The 23,696-nt window shown below is 60.3% G+C and carries 21 protein-coding genes; 2 read left to right on the forward strand and 19 right to left on the reverse strand.

Annotation, left to right across the window (positions count from 1 at the left end; all coding sequences use genetic code 11):
• Positions 1 to 5: 5 nt before the first annotated feature.
• The 19 genes from CIW50_RS26790 to CIW50_RS26880 all read right to left on the reverse strand — a co-directional run bounded on the left by CIW50_RS26790 (position 6) and on the right by CIW50_RS26880 (position 22,153).
• A complete protein-coding gene (locus CIW50_RS26790) occupies positions 6 to 767 on the reverse strand; it encodes an SDR family NAD(P)-dependent oxidoreductase (RefSeq protein WP_149534204.1) in 762 nt (253 codons plus the stop codon).
• Complete coding sequence (locus CIW50_RS26795) at positions 764 to 2,272, reverse strand: class I adenylate-forming enzyme family protein (RefSeq protein WP_149534205.1); 1,509 nt, start codon at positions 2,270 to 2,272, stop codon at positions 764 to 766. The genes CIW50_RS26790 and CIW50_RS26795 overlap by 4 nt, the downstream gene beginning before the upstream one ends.
• Before the next feature lie 24 nt (positions 2,273 to 2,296).
• The gene (locus CIW50_RS26800; RefSeq protein ID WP_149534206.1) at positions 2,297 to 3,286 is read right to left on the reverse strand and encodes an ABC transporter ATP-binding protein; all 990 of its coding nucleotides are present in this window, start codon (positions 3,284 to 3,286) and stop codon (positions 2,297 to 2,299) included.
• On the reverse strand, positions 3,264 to 4,286 hold the full coding sequence (locus CIW50_RS26805) for an ABC transporter ATP-binding protein (RefSeq protein WP_502707547.1): 1,023 nt from the start codon (positions 4,284 to 4,286) through the stop codon (positions 3,264 to 3,266). The genes CIW50_RS26800 and CIW50_RS26805 overlap by 23 nt, the downstream gene beginning before the upstream one ends.
• A gap of 7 nt (positions 4,287 to 4,293) precedes the next feature.
• Positions 4,294 to 5,139 (reverse strand): ABC transporter permease, encoded by an 846-nt coding sequence (locus CIW50_RS26810; RefSeq protein WP_149534208.1) that lies wholly within the window; start codon positions 5,137 to 5,139, stop codon positions 4,294 to 4,296.
• 3 nt (positions 5,140 to 5,142) lie between these two features.
• On the reverse strand, positions 5,143 to 6,111 hold the full coding sequence (locus tag CIW50_RS26815; protein WP_149534209.1) for an ABC transporter permease: 969 nt from the start codon (positions 6,109 to 6,111) through the stop codon (positions 5,143 to 5,145).
• 14 nt (positions 6,112 to 6,125) lie between these two features.
• The gene (locus CIW50_RS26820) at positions 6,126 to 7,700 is read right to left on the reverse strand and encodes an ABC transporter substrate-binding protein (protein ID WP_246664467.1); all 1,575 of its coding nucleotides are present in this window, start codon (positions 7,698 to 7,700) and stop codon (positions 6,126 to 6,128) included.
• Positions 7,701 to 7,797: 97 nt separating this feature from the next.
• The gene (locus CIW50_RS26825) at positions 7,798 to 8,223 is read right to left on the reverse strand and encodes a PaaI family thioesterase (RefSeq protein ID WP_149534211.1); all 426 of its coding nucleotides are present in this window, start codon (positions 8,221 to 8,223) and stop codon (positions 7,798 to 7,800) included.
• Positions 8,220 to 9,233 (reverse strand): quinone oxidoreductase family protein, encoded by a 1,014-nt coding sequence (locus CIW50_RS26830; RefSeq protein ID WP_149534212.1) that lies wholly within the window; start codon positions 9,231 to 9,233, stop codon positions 8,220 to 8,222. The genes CIW50_RS26825 and CIW50_RS26830 overlap by 4 nt, the downstream gene beginning before the upstream one ends.
• Positions 9,234 to 9,254: 21 nt before the next feature.
• Positions 9,255 to 10,376, reverse strand: coding sequence for a M14 family metallopeptidase (locus tag CIW50_RS26835; protein WP_149534267.1), 1,122 nt, complete (start codon positions 10,374 to 10,376; stop codon positions 9,255 to 9,257).
• Positions 10,376 to 11,236: a VOC family protein gene (locus CIW50_RS26840; protein WP_149534213.1), complete on the reverse strand. Its 861-nt coding sequence runs from the start codon at positions 11,234 to 11,236 to the stop codon at positions 10,376 to 10,378. The genes CIW50_RS26835 and CIW50_RS26840 overlap by 1 nt, the downstream gene beginning before the upstream one ends.
• 75 nt (positions 11,237 to 11,311) lie before the next feature.
• Positions 11,312 to 12,031 (reverse strand): aspartate/glutamate racemase family protein, encoded by a 720-nt coding sequence (locus CIW50_RS26845; protein WP_149534268.1) that lies wholly within the window; start codon positions 12,029 to 12,031, stop codon positions 11,312 to 11,314.
• A 619-nt stretch (positions 12,032 to 12,650) separates the two neighbouring features.
• Positions 12,651 to 14,540 (reverse strand): feruloyl-CoA synthase, encoded by a 1,890-nt coding sequence (locus tag CIW50_RS26850; protein ID WP_149534214.1) that lies wholly within the window; start codon positions 14,538 to 14,540, stop codon positions 12,651 to 12,653.
• A gap of 93 nt (positions 14,541 to 14,633) precedes the next feature.
• Positions 14,634 to 15,827 (reverse strand): benzoyl-CoA 2,3-epoxidase subunit BoxA, encoded by a 1,194-nt coding sequence (gene boxA / locus CIW50_RS26855; protein WP_149534215.1) that lies wholly within the window; start codon positions 15,825 to 15,827, stop codon positions 14,634 to 14,636.
• A gap of 77 nt (positions 15,828 to 15,904) precedes the next feature.
• A complete protein-coding gene (gene boxB, locus CIW50_RS26860) occupies positions 15,905 to 17,350 on the reverse strand; it encodes a benzoyl-CoA 2,3-epoxidase subunit BoxB (protein ID WP_149534216.1) in 1,446 nt (481 codons plus the stop codon).
• Positions 17,351 to 17,454: 104 nt separating this feature from the next.
• The gene (gene boxC / locus CIW50_RS26865; RefSeq protein WP_149534217.1) at positions 17,455 to 19,143 is read right to left on the reverse strand and encodes a 2,3-epoxybenzoyl-CoA dihydrolase; all 1,689 of its coding nucleotides are present in this window, start codon (positions 19,141 to 19,143) and stop codon (positions 17,455 to 17,457) included.
• Between the two features lie 112 nt (positions 19,144 to 19,255).
• A complete protein-coding gene (locus CIW50_RS26870; protein WP_246664468.1) occupies positions 19,256 to 19,750 on the reverse strand; it encodes a DUF309 domain-containing protein in 495 nt (164 codons plus the stop codon).
• A 12-nt stretch (positions 19,751 to 19,762) separates the two neighbouring features.
• Positions 19,763 to 20,581 (reverse strand): alpha/beta fold hydrolase, encoded by an 819-nt coding sequence (locus CIW50_RS26875; RefSeq protein WP_149534219.1) that lies wholly within the window; start codon positions 20,579 to 20,581, stop codon positions 19,763 to 19,765.
• Positions 20,582 to 20,602: 21 nt separating this feature from the next.
• Entirely contained in the window at positions 20,603 to 22,153 is a 1,551-nt protein-coding gene (locus CIW50_RS26880) for a benzoate-CoA ligase family protein (protein WP_149534220.1), read from the reverse strand.
• Positions 22,154 to 22,310: 157 nt separating this feature from the next.
• Between CIW50_RS26880 and CIW50_RS26885 the strand changes: the two genes are divergently transcribed.
• Positions 22,311 to 23,222, forward strand: a complete 912-nt coding sequence (locus CIW50_RS26885; RefSeq protein ID WP_149534221.1) for a helix-turn-helix transcriptional regulator — start codon at positions 22,311 to 22,313, stop codon at positions 23,220 to 23,222.
• A gap of 47 nt (positions 23,223 to 23,269) precedes the next feature.
• The gene (locus tag CIW50_RS26890; RefSeq protein ID WP_246664469.1) at positions 23,270 to 23,692 is read left to right on the forward strand and encodes a hypothetical protein; all 423 of its coding nucleotides are present in this window, start codon (positions 23,270 to 23,272) and stop codon (positions 23,690 to 23,692) included.
• The last annotated feature ends 4 nt before the right edge of the window (positions 23,693 to 23,696 follow it).

Here is a 23,696-nt window from a genome sequence, read left to right on the forward strand (position 1 = left end):
GCTCGCTAAAGTCGCTGCCCACCGCTGGCGTCGATCTGCTGGCCAGTAACCCAACCCGCCTCGTCCGACGCGAGAAAGGCGACGATCCTGGCGATATCGTCGGGCTGCCCGACCCGACCAAGCGCGATTGTCTCAGCCACGGCGCGGCTGGCCACCGGATCGCGCGCGACGATGTTCATATCGGTCGCGGTTGCACCGGGCATCACGGAATTCACCGTGATCTGTCGACCACCGAGATGAACGGCCAACAAGCGACTCAACGCTTCCAGGCCCGCTTTGGCCGGCGCATAGGCGGCCATTGTCGGATAGGCAGAACGCGTCCCCATCGACGAGATGTTGATGATACGGCCGCCATTGCGAAGATGCGGCATCAACGCCTTGATGAGAAAGAATGGCGATTTCAGATTGGTCTGCAGCAGAAGGTCGAAGTCGTCCTCAGAAATGTCCTCGATGGTCGCGCGTTTTCCTACGCCCGCGTTGTTGACCAGAATATCGAATGCAGGGCTGCCATAACGCTTGGTCAGTTCGGCACCTAGATCAGCGGCCAGCGAAGTTGCGCCACGGCGTTCCGAAAGATCGGCCTTGGTGGCAAAGGCATTACCCCCAGCGGCGGCGATGGCCGCCACAGTCGCATGCGCCGCATCGACCGAGGCATTGTAATGGATCGCGACGGTTGCGCCGTCCTTCGCCAAGCGTAGCGCGATCGCCCGCCCGATCCCCCGGCTTGCGCCGGTGACCAGTGCGATTTTTCCCCCGAGTCCGCTCATGCGGACCAGCCGTGACTGGCTTCCAGGCTACGCGCCCGATCGATCAGCGCCTTGCGATCGATCTTGTTGGTGCCCGCCCAAGGCAGTTCATGGACGAATTCGACCCGCCGGGGGTGCTGATACGCCGGACCATTTGCAATGGCGAACTGACGAATGTCGTCGAAGCTCGGCGTGGGCTGCTCGCGCGTGACGATAAAGGCGACCGGCACCTGGCTGCGCTCTTCGTCGGGCAACGGCACCACCGCGGCCTGCTGGACCTGCGGGTGACGTTCCAGAAGCTTCTCGACTTCGCCTGGATAGATGTTCTCGCCGGAGCAGACGAACATGTCGTCGGCACGGCCTACGAAGAAATAGAAGCCGTTGGCATCGCGGCGCATCACATCGCCACTGTAATACCAGCCGTCGGTCAACACCTTGGCGGTCTGTTGCGGCAGATTGTGATAATGATCCAATACCGCGGGATTGCGCATCAACAGCACGCCTTCATTCTCGGTACCATTGACGAGCCGGACGTCTTCCAGACGGATCGGATACCCCAACCCCAAGGGCGGCGTCGGAATCTTGTCGGGATGCGGACCGAACACAGCCGGCCCTGCCTCCGTAGTACCGTAGCCCATCGTCATTACGACGTTAGGCAGTGCCTGCTTGATCCTGTCCCACAGACCCATGGTCATCGGCGCCGATCCAAGCATCAGGCGACGAACCGAGGTGATATCATTCCTCGCCAGCAGTTCCGTTTCCTTGACGACACGGGCCCACATGGTGGGAACGGCCGTGGCCGCCGTCACCTTGTACTTGGCAATGGCCTCAATATAACTGCGGGTCTCGAACGATGGCAGCACCACCACAGACGCGTTCTGGGCGAAAATCGTCTTGATGGCGAACAGGCCATTCATGTGAAACAGCGGCTGCGCGATGATGTAGCGATCATCCTGATTGAGCGCACCGCTGGTCCGTGTCGAGATCGCCCAGAGTTGTCCGTAATGCGATAGCGGTACGCCTTTGGGCCGGCCGGTGGAGCCGGAGGTGTAGAGCATTTGCCCGACCTCTTCCTGCGTCGTCTCGACGGCGGTGAACGCTGCGGGCTTGATGGTCGCAGTAAAGCCACTTGAGCCGCTGTCGTCGAAATTGATGATGGGAATGCCGTCGCGCACCATCGGCCGATTGGCATTGTCGACGAATGCCAGCGCGATCTTCGCGTCGTCCATCACAAAATCGACCGTGTCGCGCGCAGCCTTGATATTGACCGGAACAGCGATGCAGCCGGCGCGCATGATGCCGAAATAGCACATGATGTATTCGGCGCGGTTAAACGACAGGATCGCGATATGCGTGCCGCGCTTGTAACCGTTATCGACAAGATACTGGGCGACCCCGTTTGCCATCTCGTCGATCTGACGGTGCGTGTAGCGCCTGGGATGCGCGGGATCGATCAGATCGATGACCGCCTCCCGATCAAGGTTACCGCTGCGATCGATCAGGTCACCGAGATTATTCCACCGCATTGGCAATGCTCCACTTCTGAGAACTCAATTGGCTACTCGCGCAACCCGCGGCAGCGCCGCGGGTTGTTCAAGTAGATCGTAGTGACAGGCCACCTTGCGGCCATCGGAGACATCGCGCAGCATCGGTCGCTCCTCGCGGCAAAGCGCCTGAGCGTAGGGGCAGCGCGTACTGAAGCTGCAGCCTGGCGGCGGATTGAGCGGGCTTGGCAGTTCGCCCTGCAGCACACTGCGAGCGTGGCTCCGTGCAATGCGCGGATCGGCGATCGGCGCGGCGGCGAGCAAGGCCTCCGTATAAGGATGCGCCGGTCTATCCCAGACGTCCTCGCTGCGGCCTGTTTCGACGATCCGACCGAGATACATCACGATCAGCCGGTCCGAAATATGCTCGACGACCGACAGATCGTGCGAGATGAACAGATACGACACGCCCGTTGCCTGCTGCAGGTCCTCAAGCAGATTGATGACCTGCGCGCGCACCGAAACATCCAGCGCGGATACCGGCTCGTCGCAGATGATTACCTTGGGCTTGAGCGCAAGTGCACGCGCAATGCCGAGTCGCTGGCGCTGGCCGCCGGAGAACTCATGCGGATAGCGCCGCATCGCATCGGCGGGCAGACCCACCTGCCCCAATAACTCAATGACACGATCCTTGATATCGCGGCGCGTCCAGCCGGCCACGCTAAGCGGTTGACCGACGATGGTGCCGACATCGTGGCGTGGATTGAGAGACCCATAGGGATCCTGGAAGATCATCTGCATCGATTTTCGCGAGGCCTTCAACGCGCCGGCCTGCATCCGCGTGACATCATCCCCATCGAGGAAGACGCGTCCATCGGACGTCGGCACCAGACGCATGATTGCCTTGCCCAGGGTGGACTTGCCGCAGCCGGATTCACCGACCAGACCCACGGTCTCGCCGGGCTCCAGGTCGAAACTCACATCGTCGACCGCACGCACGACGCCCTGTGCGCTCTGGTATTGGACGCAGAGACTAAGCACCGATAGCAGCGGCATCGCGCGATAACTCCTTCTCGGCAGCAAAACAGGCGGCGGAACGGTGCGGCAGTAACGGCGCCAGCTGCGGTCGCTCGGCACGGCAGCGATCGAATACATCGGGACAACGGTTCTGGAAGGCACAACCCTGCGGCAAATCAGACAGCGCCGGCACGTTGCCCGTAATTTCGACGAGACGGCTGCCACGTCGGCGCTGTGCCGATGGCGTCGCCCCCAGCAGCCCCCGCGTGTAGCGATGCAGCGGCCGCTCGAACAATGCCTCCACCGGCGCTTCCTCGACCTTGCGGCCGGCATACATCACGGCCACCCGGTCGGCGACTTCAGCAACCACGCCAAGATCATGGGTGATAATGATAAGTCCCATATCGGAGGAGGACTGCAGCTCCTTCATGAGTTCGATGATCTGCGCCTGGATGGTGACGTCGAGCGCCGTGGTCGGTTCGTCGGCGATCAGGAGCTTCGGCCCACAAGCAATCGCCATGGCGATCATGACGCGCTGGCTCATGCCACCGGACATCTGGTGCGGATAATCGTTGAGGCGGCGTTCCGCATCCGGGATACGCACCCGGCGCAGCAACTCGACCGCGCGGTCTCTCGCCTCGTGACGCGACACGTCATTGTGGCGCCTGATTGCCTCGATCAGCTGATCCCCAACCGCGACCACAGGGTTCAGCGATGTCATCGGATCCTGGAAAATCATCGAGATGTCTTTGCCGCGCACTCGCTGCATTTCGCGCTCGGACAGGGCAGCGAGATCACGCCCCATGAAGCGGACGGCGCCACCGACGATCTTTGCGGGCGGGTTCGGCAACAACCGCATGATCGCCAGCGCCGTCAACGACTTGCCACAGCCGGATTCACCGACGATGGCCAGGGTCTCGCCGGCCGAGACTGTCAACGACAGTCCATCGACCGCAGGCAATACACCGCGGCGGGTGAACAACGATACCTGCAGGTCTTCGATCGAGAGGATTGGCGTTGGACCGGCTTTGCTGCCCATGATCATCTCAGCGATCCCGCAGCTTGGGGTTAAGTGCATCGTTGAGGCCATCGCCCACAAGGTTGAGCGCCAGCACAGTGAGCATGATCGCAAGACCCGGCACCGCGCAGATGTACCAGGACGAGCGAATGAGTGTCCGGCCGTCCCCAATCAGCTGCCCCCAACTGGTGACATTGGGATCGCCGAGCCCGAGGAATGCCACAGCGGACTCGAACAGGACGGCTCCGGCAACGACCAGTGATGACAGTACGATCACCGGCGGCAATGCATTCGGCAGTATCTCGCCGAACATGATCCGCAGACTACCCATCCCCATGGCCCTGCAGGCCTGCACGAATTCGCGATCGCGCAGCGACATGAATTCGGCACGCGTCAGCCGTGCGATCGGCGTCCAGGTCACGACACCCACGGCGATGGTGACATATTCGATCTTTTGCCCGAGGATCGACACGATGGTCAGCACGAAGATCAGGTTCGGGATGGTCTGGAACAATTCGGTCATGCGCATCAACAGCTCGTCGACCCAGCCGCCGACATAGGCAGCCGTGGCGCCAACGGTGATGCCGATGATGGTGGCGGTGAGACTGGCGCAGAGGCCGATCAGCAGGGTGGTGCGCGCGCCATAAGCCGTCATCGCCGCGATATCACGCCCGAGCGAGTCAGTCCCAAGCGGATAGCGCGGCGACACGAAAGGCCAGATCTCCGGACGCCCGACGATGCGCAGCGGATTGCGCGGGAACCACCATGGCGCTGCGATGGCGACACCGATCACAACAAGCACCAGGAACAGCCCCACCAACGCCGCGCGGTTGCGGGCGAAACGCCGGGCGAAATCGATGAAGAGAGCGATCATGGATTACCTCGCCTTGATGCGGGGATCGAGCCGCAGATAAAGCAGGTCAACCGTTGCGTTGCAGACGGCGACCAGCAGCGAGCCGAGGACGAGCACACCAAGCACCATCGGGAAGTTGCGACTCATCACACTGTCGAACAGCAGGCTACCGATGCCGGGCCAACTAAAGACGGCCTCGATGACGACGCTGCCGCCGAGCATGGTGCCGAGCTGCAATCCAAGCAGCGTGACGATCGGCAACATCGCGTTGCGCATCACATGCGCCATGACCACGCGACCGCCAGACAGGCCTTTGGCACGCGCCGTCCGCACGAAATCAAGCCGGGCGACCTCCAACATTGAGGCCCGCATCACGCGCGCGAAGGTCGCTGCGTAGAACAACCCTAGTGCCGTTGCAGGGAGGACGAGATGATGCATGACGTTCAGCACGGCACCGACGGCGGTCTCGTCCACACCAATGGTGCGCATGCCGCCGACTGGAAACCAGCCGAGCTTCACCGCAAACATCACCGTCATCATGATGCCGAGCCAGAAGCTTGGCGCGGCGAAGAAGAATACTGCTCCGAGCGAGATCAGGTTGTCCCAGATCGTGTTGACCTTGATCGATGCCAACACACCGGCCGTGACGCCGACAAGCAACGCGATCCCGATTGCTGCCAGCATCAGGATCAGTGTCGCCGGCAGCTGCTGCACAATCACATCGAACACCGGAGCGTTCTGCCGGTACGAATAGCCAAGATCGAGCCGCATCACCGACCAGATATATTTGGCAAGCTGCACCGACACCGGTTGATCGACGCCGTAGGTATGACGCAGCTGATCCAGCATCTTCGGGTCAGTGATCTGCTGCTCAGACGTCATGACGTCGAACAGGCTCCCCGGCGCCAGATGGATCAGAACAAAATTCATCACAATGACCGCGAAGATCAGCGGAATAATTTGCGCGAGCCTGCGGATGATGATGCGACGCACGTTTACCTCCGCTCTCAGCGATCCAGCCAGACCTCGGCCCAGCTTTCGCCCATGAAATCCGCCGTCAGCGAATGATCGCGAACATCAGAACGAGCGATCGTCACGGGTTCGAGATCGACCATGGGCAGGATCGGCGCATCGATGGCTGCGAGCTTGTCAAACTCGTGCACCAGGGACACGCGCTTCTTCTCGTCGGTTTCGACGGCCATCTTGCCGACGATCTCATCCATCTTCGGGTTCGAATATCCGGTCGCGTTGCGGAAAGCGGCGCCCTTCACGATGCCGTCGGTGGTGTAATATTGGGTCGTCTGCGGGATCAGCTCGATGCTTCCGGAATTGTTGGAGACAGCGACGTCATACTCATAATCGCTATAGATGCGCTTCAGCGAGGTCGCACGATCAGGAATCGCCAGTTCGACAGTGATATCCACGTCCTCAAAGGCCTGTTTCAGATACTGGCCGATCTTGACGTTCTCTTCGAACCAACCTGCCGAGACGAGGCTCATCTTGAAGCGAGAGCCGGATTTTACCGGATAGCCGGCGGCGTCGAGCAGCTTCGCCGCCTTCTTGACGTCGAACGGGTAGTCCTGAACGTCCTTGGTGAAGAAGATGGAGTTCGATGACGGGATCGCGCCGATCGACGGATGCGCGCGACCGAAGAAGATCGTGTCGGAGATGAAGCTGCGGTCGATCGCATGCATCAAGGCCTGACGCACCTCGCGCTTCTTGAAGATCTCGCGACGCTGATTGAACTCGACGCTAGTGATCCACGCCGAGTTGGAATAGCCCTTGGTCTCGGCGATGAATTTCTTGGTACCGATCAAGCGCGCGATGTCAGGCGCCGGAATCGGATTGAAGGTTCCGATATCGAGCTGGCCTGCCTCAAACGCGGCCGAACGCGACGCCGGATCGCGCCACCAGCGGATCACCAGCTTGTCGACATACGGCATGCCCGCATTCCAATACGCGTCGTGCCGGACGAATTCGACGTGGCTGCCGCGCACCCACTCCTTGACCTTGAACGGACCAGTACCGATTGGCGTGTTGTTGACCGGATTGGTGATGATATTGCTTCCGGCATAGATATGCTTCGGGATCACGAGGCCTGCTTTGCCGGCCAGCACCGACTTGAGGAAGAATTCCGGCACCGGCACCTTGAACTTGAGCACGACCGTCAGCGGATCGACAGCCTCCGCTCCCTCAAGCGCGTCAAGCGTGACGCCTGCCGAAATCGGCTTCCAATACTCCATCGCGTTGAAGACGAGATCGTCAGCAGTCAGCGGCTTGCCGTCATGCCAAGTGACGTTCGGACGAAGCTTGATCGTATAGCTGCGAAAGTCTTCGGCCGGCTTGATATCGAGGGCAAGGACGGGTTCGAATTTGAGATCCACCGTCAGTCGAAGCAGGCGCTCGAACACCTTGGTGGAGGTGAAGTAAGGACTCGATCCGCCGCCTGCAGGCACGAACAACGACTGAGGCTCGAAACCGCCCCAGGTGCCAACCAGCGTACCACCGCGTTTCGGCGCGCTCGCCACGGCGCTCGAAGAACCGGCGAAACCAGAGGCCAAAACGGCACCCGCTGTGGTCATCAGAAAATCACGCCTGGTAAAACCGCTCATTGTTCTTCCTTTGTTGGAAACAGGAACCGGGCCCGTCGCGCGGGTCCGTCCCCGCTTTCTCTTTGACCTAGAGTGTCGAATAGGTGCCGCGCCCGATCGCCAGCAACGTCCCTTTCTCGTCGAAAACATCGACGTCGGCGACGCCGACGCTCTTGCCGGCGCGACGTACGCGCGACACCGCGACCAGTGCGGTATCGACAGCCGGCTTCAGGTAATCGACGCGAAAATTCACCGTCGGCAGACCGCGCCCGACCATCATGCCGACGGCGAAATCGCCGACGGTATCGATGACCGAGGCGATGACGCCGCCATGCCACTGCTTGGAGCCAGGCCTGCGCTCGAATTCCGGCCGCATCGGCGAGCGCATCGTCACTTCCTGCGTCTCCGGATCGGCCTTGATCACCTCAAGGCCGAGGAACAGGTTGAACGGCGACACATCCAGCATCTGCTGAATCTCGGGGGCCGTCAGGATCTTGACGTCGGGCTTGCTCACGGCGTCACCACGACTTTGCCGAATACCGCACGGTCCTCAATGACGCGTACAGCTTCCTTCGCTTCTTCCAGCGGATAGGTCTTGTCGATCAGCACCTGCAGCTTCTTGGCCGCGACGAGATCGAACAGCTTGGTGATATCGTCACGTTCCCAGCCGTTGGAGCCCTTGATCTCCAGTTCGAAGGTCCAGATGAAGCGAATATCTTCCGTGGGTGAGTAGCCGGCGGTCGCGCCACAGGTCAGGATGCGACCACCAAGCTTCAGGCAGCGCAGCGATTTCACCCAGGTATCGCCGCCGGTGAAGTTGACGACTACATCGACACCACCACCTTCGACAAAGCGCCGGCGATGCGGCTTGCCGTGGCGCTCATAGATCGTCTTCATGAAGTCGGACTGGGTGTAGAGGATGATTTCATCCGCGCCGAGTTCGGTCAGGCGCTTGCCCTTCTCCTCGCTGCCGGCACAGGCGATCACATAAGCACCCGCCAGCTTGGCAAGCTGCACGCAGCACACACCGACGCCGCCGCTCGCGCCGAGGATCAACACTTTTTCACCGGCCTGAATCTTGCCGATCGAATTCATCATGCGGATCGCGGTGCCATAGGCGACCGGGAGCGCCGCTGCTTGCTCGAAGCTCACGGCTTCTGGAATCTTGACGAGCTGATGCGCCTTGGCGCGGCAGAATTCGGCGAGGCCGCCATCCTGGGTCTCGCCCATCAGGCCACCTTCGACACGGTTGACCGGATCGATCAGCACGCGATCACCGATGTTCCAACCGGTGACGCCCGCGCCAAGTTCGGTGATCTCACCGACCACGTCGAGGCCAATAATGACAGGCAGCGGCACCTTGATGCCGGGCATACCGCGGCGGGTGAAAACGTCGTGATAGTTGATCGACGAAGCCCGCACGCGGATGACGACGTCGCCCTCGCCGGCCTTCGGCGTCGGATAATCCGCCATGAATTGCAGCTTATCGTTATCGCCGTGTTCGTGAAGGACAACTGCTCGCATGATCTATCTCGCTCCGTTGGTTCAGGCTGCGACGGAGAGGGACCAGCTTGCTAGCCCCTCCACCGCCTGTTGAGTGATGGAAATGGCTTGCTCTGTGGTCTCCTCACGCCAGTGCGATGACACCGGAACGAAGCAATCGTGCAGGTCTGCGCGCAGCATGCGAACGCGCTCGCTGTCTGTCTCGGCCTTGAACTTCAGCCAGAGATCGAGCTGCAGGGCGCGACGAACCTTGGTGCCACGCGTGCCGAATTCGATCACAGCGCCGACCATCGGTCGCACGCCGAGGAACCTGGTCATGCCGTGAAATACGAGTCCCTGATAATTGGGCCGCGTAAAATTGTTCGGCTTCTGGCCGACGATGCGGTCACGCCCCCACCAGCGCACGGCTTCCGCATGAAGTGCGTCACCTTCAGGGTTGAAGCACAGAAAGAAGGACTCGCCGAAATCACCGATGCCTGTATGCCAATCAATGAAGCCGACGCGCTCGGCCGCACCGAGATGATCGGTAACCACTGTCTCCAGAGTCAGATTGGACCACTCCCGCCCGGCGCCGCCATAATTGGAGCCATCCGGGAAGTCGTACTGCCCGCGCGCCAGCGTATCGAACAGACCGTCGTCACCATGCGCCTCCTTGAAGGATTCCACGGCGTCGGCGTAAATCTGCAAGGCTGCTGGCGTCCAGTCCTCGGGAAGCAGATGCGGATATAGCTTTGCATAGCCCGGATTGCCCGGACGGGGAGCGGCGAAATCGATGAAGTTGCGATTGAGATCGACATTGTTCTCTGTAGTTCGCGTCCCCCAGGCAAAGCCGTAGGGGTTGATCGCGTGAACGAAGAGAACCGACACGCCGCGCGGAAGGGCGCGTGCAAAATTGCTCTGCATCCAGCCGATCTGCGCCGCCGAACCGCTGAGGCCTTCGAGGCCGTGAGTACCGCTGAGGATCACCAGTTGCGAAGCTGCGCGCGGATCACCGAGCCGCGCCACGTCGATGCACAGATCCTGGCCATTCGGACCCTTGAGCGCCGGATGGGCATAGGTGCTCAACGCAGCTCCGACGTCATTCGCAGCGTTGCGAAATTTCACGCGCGCGCCGTCATAATCGAGCGCAAAGCTCCGGGTAAAATCATTGGGGAGCGGTACCATCACGCCGTGAACCCCAGAGCGACATTGGCAGCGTCTGTATGCGATACGATGATGCCGCCAGCATAGGGCTTGAACGAGACACCGACCGCATCGAACACGGCGCGTGGCCTGTCGAGCGACGCAACCTTGAACACCAGCGCGACCATGCGGTCAGTGCTGTCCTCGCTGACCAGCGCCGCGCCGGCATAGCGGTCGGCCACGACCGCAGGATCGAGCACGAAGATCGTCGCAGCACCGGCGTTGAACGAAAATCCACCCGCGGTCGGCATTAGCAGCGGCGCACCAAACATGCGCTCATACAGCGCTGCAGTTCGCGCCGGCTGCTGCGAGGCGATGACAAATTCGACGATTTCAGTCGCACCATTGGCATGCGCCTGCCATTCCGGACGCCACACCAGTTCCGGCGTATCGTGATGACAGAAGAACGTACGTCCGTTCTGCACTTCGTCGCCCGCCACGCGGATGACCTTGAAATGCGCATCTTGGGTGCCGCCCGGTAATTCGACCGGCCGCGCAAAGCTCATTGGCTCCATCACGGGAACGGCATTGTCCTTCAACGTCGCATAGACCAGATCGGCATCGACCGACTTGAAAACCAGACCGCTCAATCCCGGCGGATGTGCCCAGAGATCTGCGCGCATCGTTTCACGCCCCGGCAGATAGCCAAGCAATTCGAGATAGTTCGTGCCGAAGATCGCAAGGTTGTTGCTGGAGCCGAGCGTATGGTGGCCCCGCTCCGTCAACTGGAAGCCGAGGCGAACATATTGTGCAGCAGCCTCATCAAGCTGGCCCATCACGTTGATGACGACGTGATCGAGAACAGGCGAGATCTTCCGTTGAACAGCACGCATATCACTCATACGAAAACCTCATTGCCTTCCAGGTTAGGGAGATCAGCAAGATCGATGCCAATCCAAAGATCAATCACGCCGATGTCATGCAGCACGTGGTCGCGGTTCTTCCTTCGCCATCGAAAAGGCGAGCGCTGCGTCCGCGTGAAGAATTGTTGAATCAAAGACGGGAAGATCGATGTGCTCGGGGCCGATCAGCAGACAGATTTCGGTACAACCGAGAATTACGCCGTCAGCGCCACGCTCTCTTCCTCGTGCAATTGCATCGAGATAGAGACGACGCGAATCCTCGCGAACAACGCCTTGGCATAGTTCATCGAAGATGATGTCGTGAATGAATGTACGATCGGCCTCAGCGGGAATAACGGGATCTAGCCCGAACCCCTGGCGCAATCGCGTCACATAGAAATCCTGTTCCATCGTGTAGCGCGTTGCCAGAAGTAGCGGCCGCTGCAGCCCTGCAGCCTTCACGGCGGCGCCGGTAACGTCGGCAATGTGAAGAAGCGGGATCGACACTGCTTGCTGCACTTCGTCGGCAAGCTTGTGCATTGTATTCGTGCAGATCAGAATGCAACCAGCACCGCCCCCTTCCAGATCGCGGGCGATGTCAGCGAGAACCTGGCAGGCCTCGTCCCAACGCCCTTGTTTCTGCAAGCTGACAATCGCGTCGAAATTGATCGAGCGCATCAGGATATCCGCGGAGTGGAGCCCACCGAGTTCGGCGCGGACCTGCTCGTTCAGCCGGCGATAGTAAACAGCAGTACTTTCCCAGCTCATTCCACCAATCAAACCAATCGTCCGCATTACTATTGCTCGCTCTGTCCAGTCGATGTGCTTGACGGAACGATAGCATCGGTGCCGCGCAATCCGATTGCGGATCGCAGTCATCATACTCAGTTTGCCTGAGAAGAAACTTCATAGTTCGAGCGATCGGCGGAATAGGATTTCAAATTTTCCGTTCCGTCGCATCAACGTTTCTTCGCTCGGTCCTGACAGACCAGAATGATGCAACGACGTGCAGCGCCGGAGTCGCCGTGCGTGCCGCGTGAAATCTCACTGTCTGAGAAGAATGCGGGAGTTCGGTCTGCACCAGAAGTAGAATTCAGTGCGACTTAACACGCATCCGGATCGGACACGTTCCGCGAACACTCCGCATGAGCCGTTCATCAGAAACAAACGAGGTCGCCTCCTGGAGGGGAAGGCGACCTCGTGGAGCGCGCGAATGCCCTCGCGCCGGTCCATGTGCTCTGGGGAAGAGCGCCATATCTGACCACGGCGCTCGCGCTAGGGTGTGACGACGACATGACACAGCATGTGACAGTTGATCGCATCGGCAGAGTCTTGGGTCGCTCGACCTGATGCCTTCACCACCAACGCGATATTTTATTGTCCCAATGCGTCGTTCTAGTTCTGGACATCCCGGCTAGGCATGACGGGCGTATTGCTCGATGCCCGCGCAGACTATCAAGCGGCTTGAGAAACCTCTGTTCAGATCTTCCACGTCGGCTGCGCGACGCGCAAGAACGGCGCGCTGATTGACGTAGCCCTTGTCAGTAATCTCGCCGCCATCGACAGATAACGGTTCTGCCAGCAAAAGCGCACAAGTGGCGTAGGTGGAAGACCCTCCGCCAGCCGCCTTCAGTTTAGCGAGCCCTTCCCCTATGGACGAACGCACATTTTCGCAACCGAGCGCGGCATCGATGCTCGCTGACTCCGGCAGGCCGGACACAGCACGGCAAGCAGCCAGATTGGGAATAAGCAGGAAGCGTACATCCTCGCCGCCATGCCCGGCCACGACAATATCCTGAACCAAGGGTGCCAATGCGGAGATTCCTGCAACGCGCAGCGCTCCGACGTTGACCCATGTGCCCGATGTCAGCTTGAAATCCTCGGCGATGCGCCCGTCGAACAGTAAACCCCGCTCGGGACGAGCCGGATCTGCAAATGCAACGGCATCGCCGATCAGATAAAAGCCGTCCGCATCAAAAGCTTTCGCGGTAAGGTCCGGCGCCTTCCAGTAGCCTGGCGTTACATTGGGCCCACGCACCCGCACCTCGAACTTGCCGTCCGATGGCACGAGCTTTAGCTCCGTGCCGGGAATCGGCACGCCGATGTTGCCAGATCTCGGCTCCTGAAAATGACAATCGGTCGCGAGCGGCGATGTTTCCGTCGATCCCCAGGCGGAGACCATCGGCAACGAACGCCCGATCGTCTCGATGGAAAGTGTCTCCAGCGCCGACCATGTGCTCTGTGGCAGAGCCGCGCCGGCATAGAAGACGAATTTTACTTCGTTGAAGAAGCGCTCTCGCAACTCATCGTCTTTCCGCAGGGCTGCAATAAGCATGTCGAAGCCGCGCGGCACGTTGAAATAGACCGTCGGCATGACGCTGCGCAGATTGGCGATCGACGTCGCGAACAGTCCGGGTGCGGGCTTGCCGCTGTCGATGTACAGCGTTCCGCCGTTGCGAAGCACCATGTTGAAATTGTGATTTCCGCCGAAGGTATGGCTCCAGGGCAGCCAGTCGAGAAGGACAAGCTCGTTCTGCGGAGCTTCGAGAAACGGCCAGGTCTGTGCCTTGGCCTGCTGGCTCGAGGTCAGCATGCGCTGGGTATTGATGACCGCCTTCGGCGCGCCGGTCGATCCCGACGTGAACAGAAATTTGGCGATCGTATCGGCATCGATCGCCGCAAAGGCACGATAGATGGCTGCGCTTACCGGCGTCGTAACCACGTCAGCATATGACCACTCCTCTCCGGCGGTCGCATCACCGCCAATGACGGCAGCGGTGTGAAACGGGGCAATCGCAGCAAGTGCCGGGCCGAACTGGTGCAAGTTCGAGACATAGATGGCACCGGGATCGAGAAGTTGAATCGCGCCGCGTAGCTTTTCGAAGTCCTTCGACATTAGCGAATATGCCGGGGAAATCGCCGCGACGGGCACACCGACATGCATCGCTGCCAGGGCCAAAACCGCATGCTCGATGCCGTTGTCCGATAGCACGGTGAGCGGCCGTTGCGCGCTCATCTCCTGCGAAAGCATCCAGCTACCCGCGCCGCGCACCCGCCGAAGCGTCTCGGCATAGCTCAGCGTCACCCAGGGCGAATCCGGGCTGGACCGGTCCGCCAGAAAGATCCGCTCCGGTGCCTGTTGCGCCCAATGTTCGAGCCAGTCCCCGACACAACGCGTATAAGGGCGCAGTGCTGTATCGGATCGAAGAAGGATCGTCCCATCGGATCGCTGTTCAGCGTGAACCGACGGCGTCAGAAAAAATAAACTGCCTGAGCCAGCCGCATTGTCGCGGTCCAGAGCCATCGCTTCTCTCCCCCATAACGTACCCGTCTTTGTTCTTATTCGGGCTGTTCAATCTAACTGGTCGTTGCCGGCTCGGATCGGATGCAACATCGATCAGTAAGTCTCGACGTGATATCTTCCACCGCCGCGCATCGCCGCTTTCAGATCCGACCAATCCATCGACGCGGCGCGGCAAATATCGGCGAAGGCCTCTTCAACGCCGCTTTCCATGCCTTTCAACCCGCAGATATAGACGTGGGTCTGCGCGTCGCGCAGCAGCGACGTGATCGCAGCAGCTTCGCTGCGGATACGATCCTGCACATAGATCCGTGGCTCGCCGGAGACGCGCGAATAGCAGAAATGTTTGCCCAGCAACGCATCCGGGACTTTCTGCAGCGGGCCGAAATAAGGAAGCTCCTCGGGGCAGCGCGCGCCGAAAAATAGTAACAGGCGCCCGGGCGCGCCGGGCATCGCACGCCGACGACGCTCCGTGAAGCCGCGGAATGGCGCAGAGCCCGTGCCAGTACAGACCATGAGAACATTCGCCGAAGGATCGTTCGGCAGCAGGAAGGTGGCACCGAACGGCCCAGTGACTTCGACCCTGGCGCCACGCGGCAGATCGCACAGGTAATTCGAACACAGTCCGCCGGGCTCACGTTTCACGGTCAGCGCAAGATTGTTGGTGTTCGGCTTCTCGCCGTCCCGCGAGCTCGCGATGGAATAGAGCCGCACCTGATGTGGCTTTCCGTCCGCGCCCAGGCCCGGCACGACGATGCCGATGCTCTGGCCTTCGAGGATGGGAAACGGCTGCTCGCCGAAATCCAGGATGATATGGCGCACGTCGGAGTCGGCGGTCGCGTGGGTGAGCCGGAAATTGCCGGTCACCGTGGCCAGTGCGGGCTTGCCGCGGTTGTAAAGGTTGACCGACGCCTTGCTTGATGACAGCGGCGCGACGGGCTTGCCGCCCAGTCCCTTGCGCGCTTCTTCAAGCAACGCACCGATCTCATCCTCGAGTGCCTCGATGGCGCCCGCGCCGGCACTATTGTCCGCGATCTCCTCCTGCGCCGGCAGGTCACTCCAGGAGAACTGCTCATCGAGCGAATACGGCGCCGCGACGACACGCCAGTTGTCGATCGCGCCGGTCGGACACGGCGAGATGCAATCCATGCAGTAATTGCAGATCTCTGCGTTGACGACATAGTTGTTGTCGTCATGCGTCACCGCATCGACCGGGCAGCTCTCCTCGCAGGTGTTACACCTGATGCAAATTTCCGGATCGATCAGGTGCTGTTTGAAAAGGGCGTTCATGGCAAATCCCGCGCGTACCATCGAGGACTGACAGCGGCGGAAGGAAGCTGGAAATCCTTCCGCCGCGTATGCTCGTTTCAGGCCGCAATCTTCACGTATTCGAAATCGCCGGGCTTGTTGTCGATGCCGACCTTCGGCGCCGATATCCAGTTGGCGAACTTGCCCGGCTCGCTGACCGCCGTCATCAGCGACGCGATGAAATCACCGTCCTCATTGGACGGTAGATAGTCGTTCCTGGCTTTCGCCCAGGCAGCATCACTCATGATGATACCCTTCGGCGAGGCGTTCACATCGCGGAATTCGCCGATCTGGCGATGGAACGCGGTGTGAGGCAGATCGAAGCGGAAATTGACGCCGGCCTTCTCGATAATTTTATTCCAGCGCTCGACGCCCTTGGCGCAATCCACCGTGTAATCGTCGCGCAAGCGCATGTTAAGGGCGGTGAGCGCCGGCTCGTCGACCAACTTGATTTCGCCATCGACGAATTTCAGGACCTGATAGATGTCGTTGGTGAGCTGGTGATCATCCTCGATCTTGGTCTCCTGGAAGCGTCCCTTCAGGCCGGAATTGTAGAAATTCGCGGCATTGGTGGATACTTCGGAGCCGAACAGATCGAGCGATAGCGAGTAATGCAGGTTCATCTTCTTCTGCATGGTCGGCAGATCGATCACGCCGAGCGCGCGGATTTTCTCGATGGCGCTCGGGTCTTCGATCCCCGCCGCCTTCATCGCTTCGCAGGTTCGCTGCAACACGCGGCCGACGCCGGTCTCGCCGACGAACATATGATGCGCTTCCTCTGTCAGCATGAAGCGGCAAGTCCGCGACAGCGGATCGAAGCCGGATTGCGCCAGACTCTCCAACTGCATCTTGCCGTCACGATCGGTGAAGAAAGTGAACATGAAGAAGGACAACCAATCCGGCGTGGCCTCATTGAATGCACCGAGCATGCGCGGCGCATCGGCATCGCCCGAGCGGCGACGGAGAAGATCGTCGGCCTCCTCGCGGCCGTCGCGGCCGAAATATTTCTGCAGCAGATAGACCATCGCCCAGAGATGGCGCCCCTCCTCCACATTGACCTGAAACAGGTTGCGCAAATCATAGAGCGACGGCGCGGTCTGACCGAGATGGCGCTGCTGTTCGACCGAGGCCGGCTCAGTGTCGCCCTGGATCACGACGAGGCGGCGAAGCATCGCACGATATTCGCCGGGGACCTCCTGCCAGGCTGGCTCGCCCATGTGTCGTCCGAAATTCACCTTGCGCTCGGTGTCCTGTGGCGCCAGCAACACGCCCCAGCGATATTCAGGCATCTTCACGTAGTCGAACTTGGCCCAGCCTTTGGGATCGACGGATATGGCGGTGCGCAAATAGACGAGGGATTCCTGAAAGCCTTCAGGCCCCATGTCGTTCCACCAATCGAGATAGCCGGGATGCCATCCCTCCAGCGCCTTGAGCACCTGGCGATCCTCGGCCAGATTCACGTTGTTCGGAATCTTGGTGCTGTAGTCGACATTCATGATGTTCATGACTGGAATCTCCCGCTGTATTTCTGATCGTTCGAATTGGGCAAGCCACCGACTTGCATTTATCCAAAGAGTGACACATGGCCGCGCTGTTCCAGTTGCGGAGGCTACACGCGCGTCATGTCGAACTGCGCCTTCTGGCCGGTGCCGTAACGTCCAAGCGCGCCGTTCTCGCCGACCGCATTGGGCCGCTGGAAGATCCAGTTCTGCCAGGCCGTCAGCCGCGAAAAGATTTTCGATTCCATCGTCTCCGGCCCGACAAAGCGCAGATTGGCTTCCATGCCCGTGAGGCTGTCTGGTGAGAAGCTGCAGCGCTCTTCGAAGAACACACGCACCTCGTCATCCCAGTCGATGTCATCGAGCGCGAAGGTGACGAGCCCGAGCTGCTCGGCGGCTTCCGCATCGAGCGGCTCGCCTATCCGCGCTTTCGCGCGGGTGACATCCTCCGGATCTGCCTGGAAGCGCGACTGCAGCCGCGTCAGCCCGTGGCTCATCGGGTAAGGCCCGAAATTCATCGCGCTCAATACGATGGCCGGCGGCGCGCGGTTGTCACCCTGCTTCTGGCCGACCAGCATGTAGGAGCGGTCCGCAGCGAAAACGAGTTCGGCCAGCGTACCGACAAAGCACGAACCCGGCTCAACCAGCGTCACCAGCGTGCGCGACGTCACATCGATGCGCTTCAGCACCCGCTTCCAGTATTGCCGGATCTCATTGACCAGCCAATGCGCCTTGTGCGCTTCGAGGAAGACGTCATGAGCCAGTACATTGGCGCCGTCACCATGCGACTTGAACACCAGCATAGCTGTCTCGAGTTCATTGATTCGCAGATGCAGAATGGCGTCGTCCAGCTCGCGTGCCACCTGCAGCGGCCAGAAAGCGGCACCCTGCGCCATCATCCCGTCGATATCCGATGGCGCCGCAGCGTCAGGCGCCTTGATCGAGATGGTCGCAATTCGTTCTGCGCGATTGATATCGACATTGACCATGCCGTAACGAATACCGCTGTCATCGAAGCTGCGGTTCAGCGGTGGCAGCTTAAGGCCCTCGCCCGTGCCATTGCGCTTTGACGTCGCCAGAAACTCCTTGGCGCGTTCGGCGACTTTCGCTTCCAGCTTGCTGTTGGCAACGATGTCATCGATCAACCGCCATGCCACTGCGCGCTTGCCTTTGATGCCTTCCTCGATGGTGCAGAAGTAATCGGCGTGATCGCGGCGCACCTTGCGCTTGTCGACCACGCGCGTCAGACCGCCGGTGCCGGGCAGCACCGCCAGCAACGGGACTTCCGGCAGCGCCACCGCCGCCGAGCCATCGTCCGCCATGATGATGTGGTCGGTTGCCAGCGCCAGTTCATAGCCACCGCCCGCAGCGGTACCGTTGATTACCGAAATGAAGCGCTGGCCGGAGTTCTCGCTGGAGTCCTCAAGACCATTGCGGGTCTCGTTGGTGAATTTGCAGAAATTGACCTTGTGGGCATGGGTGGCGCCAGCGAGCATGCGGATATTGGCGCCAGCGCAGAATACGCGGTTCTTGCCGGAGCGTAGCAGCACGACCTTGACCTCGGGATATTCGAAGCGAAGTCGCTGCACAGCGTCGGCAAGTTCAATATCCACGCCGAGATCGTAGGAGTTGAGCTTTAGCTGATAGCCCTCGAACAGACCGCCATTCTCATCGACATCCATGGTGAGTGTGGCCACGTCGTTATCGACACTGAGCTTCCAGTGGCGGTAGCGCGACGGATCGGTTTGGAAGTCGATAAATTTGGCGCCGTTCGAGAGAACGCGTTGCTCTGCGGCCATGCTCCACCCTTTGACAATCTTGATTTATGCGCATGTGCGCCTTGGTTACATGCACAATAATTCATGATATCGATGACGTCTAGGTAAATTCTCCAAAATCCTGCATTTTCTTTCATACTTCGCTGATCTGGATCAAAACCCGTTCGGTCTCTTCGAGAGCCAGTTGATGGGCGATCGCAGACGCCAGCACCACGACGGGAAAGTGCTCGGAAAAGCTTCCGGCAACATCCGCCGGCGGGCGTATAGCGAGCTCATCGAGCTCGGATAGTGCTTCCTGCAGCAATCGATATGCCGCACGCGGCCGCTGCAGACTGAGTTTCAGATTGGCATTGGCAACCTGAATACAGGCACGCAGCAGAATCCGGTCGCGCCCTCTTTGCGGAGCGACCTTCCACACGGCCTCGAGAATTTCGTGAGCCTCCCAGAAGAAGCCTGCATCGTTGAGCGCGAGCCCGTAGCGCAACGCCGGATCATCCGCCGGGACGAACCCTGCATAGCGCATCGGGACCAACGCCTTGGCCAGCGCCAGCGTGTCGTGATCAGCCTTCGTCTGCTGGCCGAGCCGATAGGGCCAGCGCGGCAGGGCGAGATAAGGAGTGACAGTCACGATCATGCCCGCTTACGCAGCGCGCAATTCGCCCTCGCCGTGAAAATGCAGCAGGCGATTGGCGAACTCCGCCGCGGCATCCAGAGTGACCTCGGGGGCTTCGCGATGGGGCGAATGCGCAGCGCCCGGAATGATGGCCACGTCCACCGGGCAATAGCATTCCGTCTCCGCGATCTCGATCTGCTTCATGGTGCCGTAGTGATCGTCCGCGCCCTGCAAAATCTGCACGGGCACGCGCACATAAGCGAGATAGTCGGAAATATCCCAGTCGCGAAACTGCGGATCGAGCCAGGCGCCGTTCCAGCCATAAAACGCGTTGTCGACGTCATCATGCCAGCGCGCCAGTTTGGCTTTCAGGTCACCCTGTTCGTAGGCCGTCTTGATATCGGCGATCGACGTGACGGAAATATCCTCAACGACGAAATGTGGCGCGATCATCGAGACACCGCGGATGCGATGGTCCTGAATGCCGCCGGCATAGATCGCCGCGATGGATCCGCCGTCGGAGTGACCGACCAGCAAGCCGCGGCGAAAGCCGATGGAGTCGAGCAACTGCGGCAGCACCTCAAGTGCTTCGACATGCATGTAGTCCAGCGGCCGCGGCAGCGCGACCGGCGTCGATGAGCCGTAGCCGGCGCGCGAATAGACGAAGACGCCGGCCCCGGTCGCGGCCTGAAGCTTGTCCGGGAAATCGCCCCACAGCGCGACCGAGCCCAATCCTTCATGCAGCAGCACAATGGTCGGCGCCACATCCGGTTGCGGGCCGATCATGCGGTATTCGAGTTCGGACGCACCGATGGTCAGCCGTCCCGCAGATTTCAATGCACTCATCTTGTCATCCATCTCTCGGTTTCAGGCTGCCGTTCCATCGCGCAGTTTGAAACGCTGGATTTTTCCGGTGGCAGTTTTCGGAAGGGAATCAACGACCTCGATCCAGCGTGGATATTTCCACGGACCGATCCGTTGCTTGACGTGATCCTTCAAGGATTCGCGCAGGCCCTCAAGCACGGCATTCGGTTTCAGCACCACGAAGGCCTTCGGCTTCAACAGCCCCTCGGCGTCGGCCTCCGGCACGACCGCCGCTTCGGATATGGCGGGATGGGCGATCAGCGCGCTCTCCACCTCGAACGGGGAGACCCAGATGCCGGACACCTTGAACATATCATCGGCACGTCCGCAGAACGTATAGCGCCCGTCGGCGTCGCGCACATATTTGTCGCCGGTGCGCGTCCAATGACCTTCAAAGGTGCGTCGACTCTTGCTGCGCTGATTCCAGTATCCCTCACCGGCGGAAGGCGCATCAACGAGCAACTCGCCGATCTCTCCATCAGCGATATCGAGGCCCGCATCATCGACGAGCCGTACACGATAGCCTGGCACCGGCCGGCCGGACGTGCCGTATTTGATATCGCCGGGAGCATTCGACAGAAAGATATGCAGCAGCTCGGTTGAGCCGACGCCATCGAGAATGTCGACGCCGAAGCGGCCCTTCCAGCCGTTCCCCACCGGCTCCGGAAGCGCCTCGCCGGCCGAGGTGCAAATGCGCAGGCGCGGGAGGCGAGCTTCCGTTTTGAAACCCTCATCGTTCAGCATCGCCGCGAACAATGTCGGCACCCCGAAAAAGATACTCGGCTGGTATCGGCGCATCAGACCGAATATGATGGCCGGCGTGGGTCGCTCCGGATTGAGCACAGTCGTGGCGCCAACCGACATGGGAAATGTCATGGCGTTGCCGAGGCCGTAGGCGAAGAACAATTTGGCCGCAGACAGTCCGACATCATCCTCGCGGATGCCGAGAACCTGCTTGCCATAGGTGGTCGCCGTTGCTTCCAGACTGGCGTGCAGATGGCGAACGCCTTTCGGCATGCCAGTCGATCCGGATGAATATAACCAGAAGGCAGGCTCGTCCGCATGGGTGGCGACCGTGGTGAAGCTTGTGCTCTCGTCCCTGACTTCATCGGCCAGACTCTTGTGACCATTGCCAGCGCCACCGACCACAATCACATGCTCAAGATCCGGCAAACGGCCAAGCATGTCGTCGACTGCCGGCACAAGCGCCGCGGAAATGAACAACACGCGCGCCCGGCAATCGGCCAGCACATAGGCGTATTGCTCCGAGGTCAGCAGCGTGTTTAGCGGCACCGGAACGATGCCGGCCCGGATCGCGCCAAGGAACACCACCGGAAAGTCGACGGTGTCGAGCATGATCATCGCGACGCGTTCTTCGCGCCGGACGCCGAGCCGCTTCAGCAGATTGGCCAGTTGGCAGCTTTTTGTCTGCAGGTCGCCATAGGTCAGTTCGGTCACGGTATCGGTGAAGGCGAGCTTGCTGCCGCGGCCCTCATCGATGTTGCGGTCGAGAAGCCAGGTCACCGCATTGTAAGAATTGGACGGCCCACTCATGATGCGTTTGCACCCTGGGCGATTCCACAACCGTTGTTCACGGTGCTCTCCCTATCGTCTTTTTGAATTATAATTCATATAAAGTCACCAACTCCGGTTGCTGTCAATCGCGTCCGGAATTATCTTTCCTGAAATCCTCGACGAGCACGCACGCCCCATGACCGACCAGGCCGATCCCGAAACCGCCTTTCTTGAACAGCTCGGCCAGCGTGTCCGCACCATGCGCGGCTTGCGCGGCATGTCGCGGAAGGTGCTGGCGAAAGTGTCTGGGATTTCGGAGCGCTACATCGCGCAACTGGAAAGCGGCAAGGGCAACGTGTCTATCGTGCTATTGCGCCGGGTGTCCGGCGCCATGGGTGCCCATCTCGAAGATCTGATTCCGGCGGACGAACCGACGACGGAGTGGCCGGTCATTCGCGACCTCGTTCGCAACGCGACACCGAACCAGATCGCCCAGGCGAAGGACGTTCTCGCCGGACGCGGGCACGGTCCGCTCCAGAATTATATGTCATTCAACGGCATCGCGCTGATCGGGCTGCGCGGCGCCGGAAAATCGACGCTTGGGAAATTGCTGGCGGACAAGATCGGCTGGAGCTTCGTCGAACTCAACAAGGAGATCGAGCAGCACAACGGATTATCGGTCGCCGAGATCATCGCGCTCTATGGACAGGAGGGCTTTCGCCGCATGGAACAGGCCGCGCTGAACGGCCTGCTGGGACGCAAGGAGCCCATCGTCCTTGCGACCGGCGGCGGCATCGTCTCGGAACCCGTCACCTTCGATCGCGTATTGTCGTCGTTCTATACAATCTGGCTCAAGGCCAAGCCCGAAGAACATATGGCGCGCGTCCGTCGCCAGGGTGACTTGCGCCCGATGGCGGACGACCGCTCCGCCATGCAGGAATTGCGCACGATCCTGCTGAGCCGCGAACCGCTCTATTCCCGTGCATCCGCCATTGTCGATACGGCCGGCCTCAGCAAGGACAAGGCTGCCGCGCAACTGGTCGGCGCAGTGTCGCGCGTGTTGAACACCAATGCCCAGGCTTTCGGACTGAGAAGCGCTGCGTCGTGACACTGGGCGAGCTTCTGCAAGCACGCGGCTTCGATCCCGTCGGTGTCATGGCGATCCGCAATACTCTGCATTCCGAAGACGTCTCAAACGATTTCCGCGATCTCGGCGATGTCATCAGCGCCAATGCGCTGCCGATGTATGACCGGATGCAGGACGGCCCACGCATTGCGCATCAAGCAGCCGTGCTCTCCTTTGCCGCAACTGACGACGGGCAGGCACGCCTGACAAGCCTGCGAACCTTCCTGCTGCGCAAGCCAGGAAACGTTCCCGGCGACATCGTCTATGACTACGAGGCCGCGCACCTGCTGCACAGCTTCATCGCGCGCGCCACGACGCCCTGTTTTTACGACGCCATCGAACGAGACGAGCTCAACGATTTGTTCGGCCGCCTGATAGTACAATGGCCCGAGCCGCTTTCCGACAATATCCTTGCGGCCAATGACGATGCGTTGACCGTCGTCGTGGCTTGATCGC

It is taken from the genome of Tardiphaga sp. P9-11, from assembly GCF_008329525.1.
GTDB lineage: Bacteria > Pseudomonadota > Alphaproteobacteria > Rhizobiales > Xanthobacteraceae > Tardiphaga.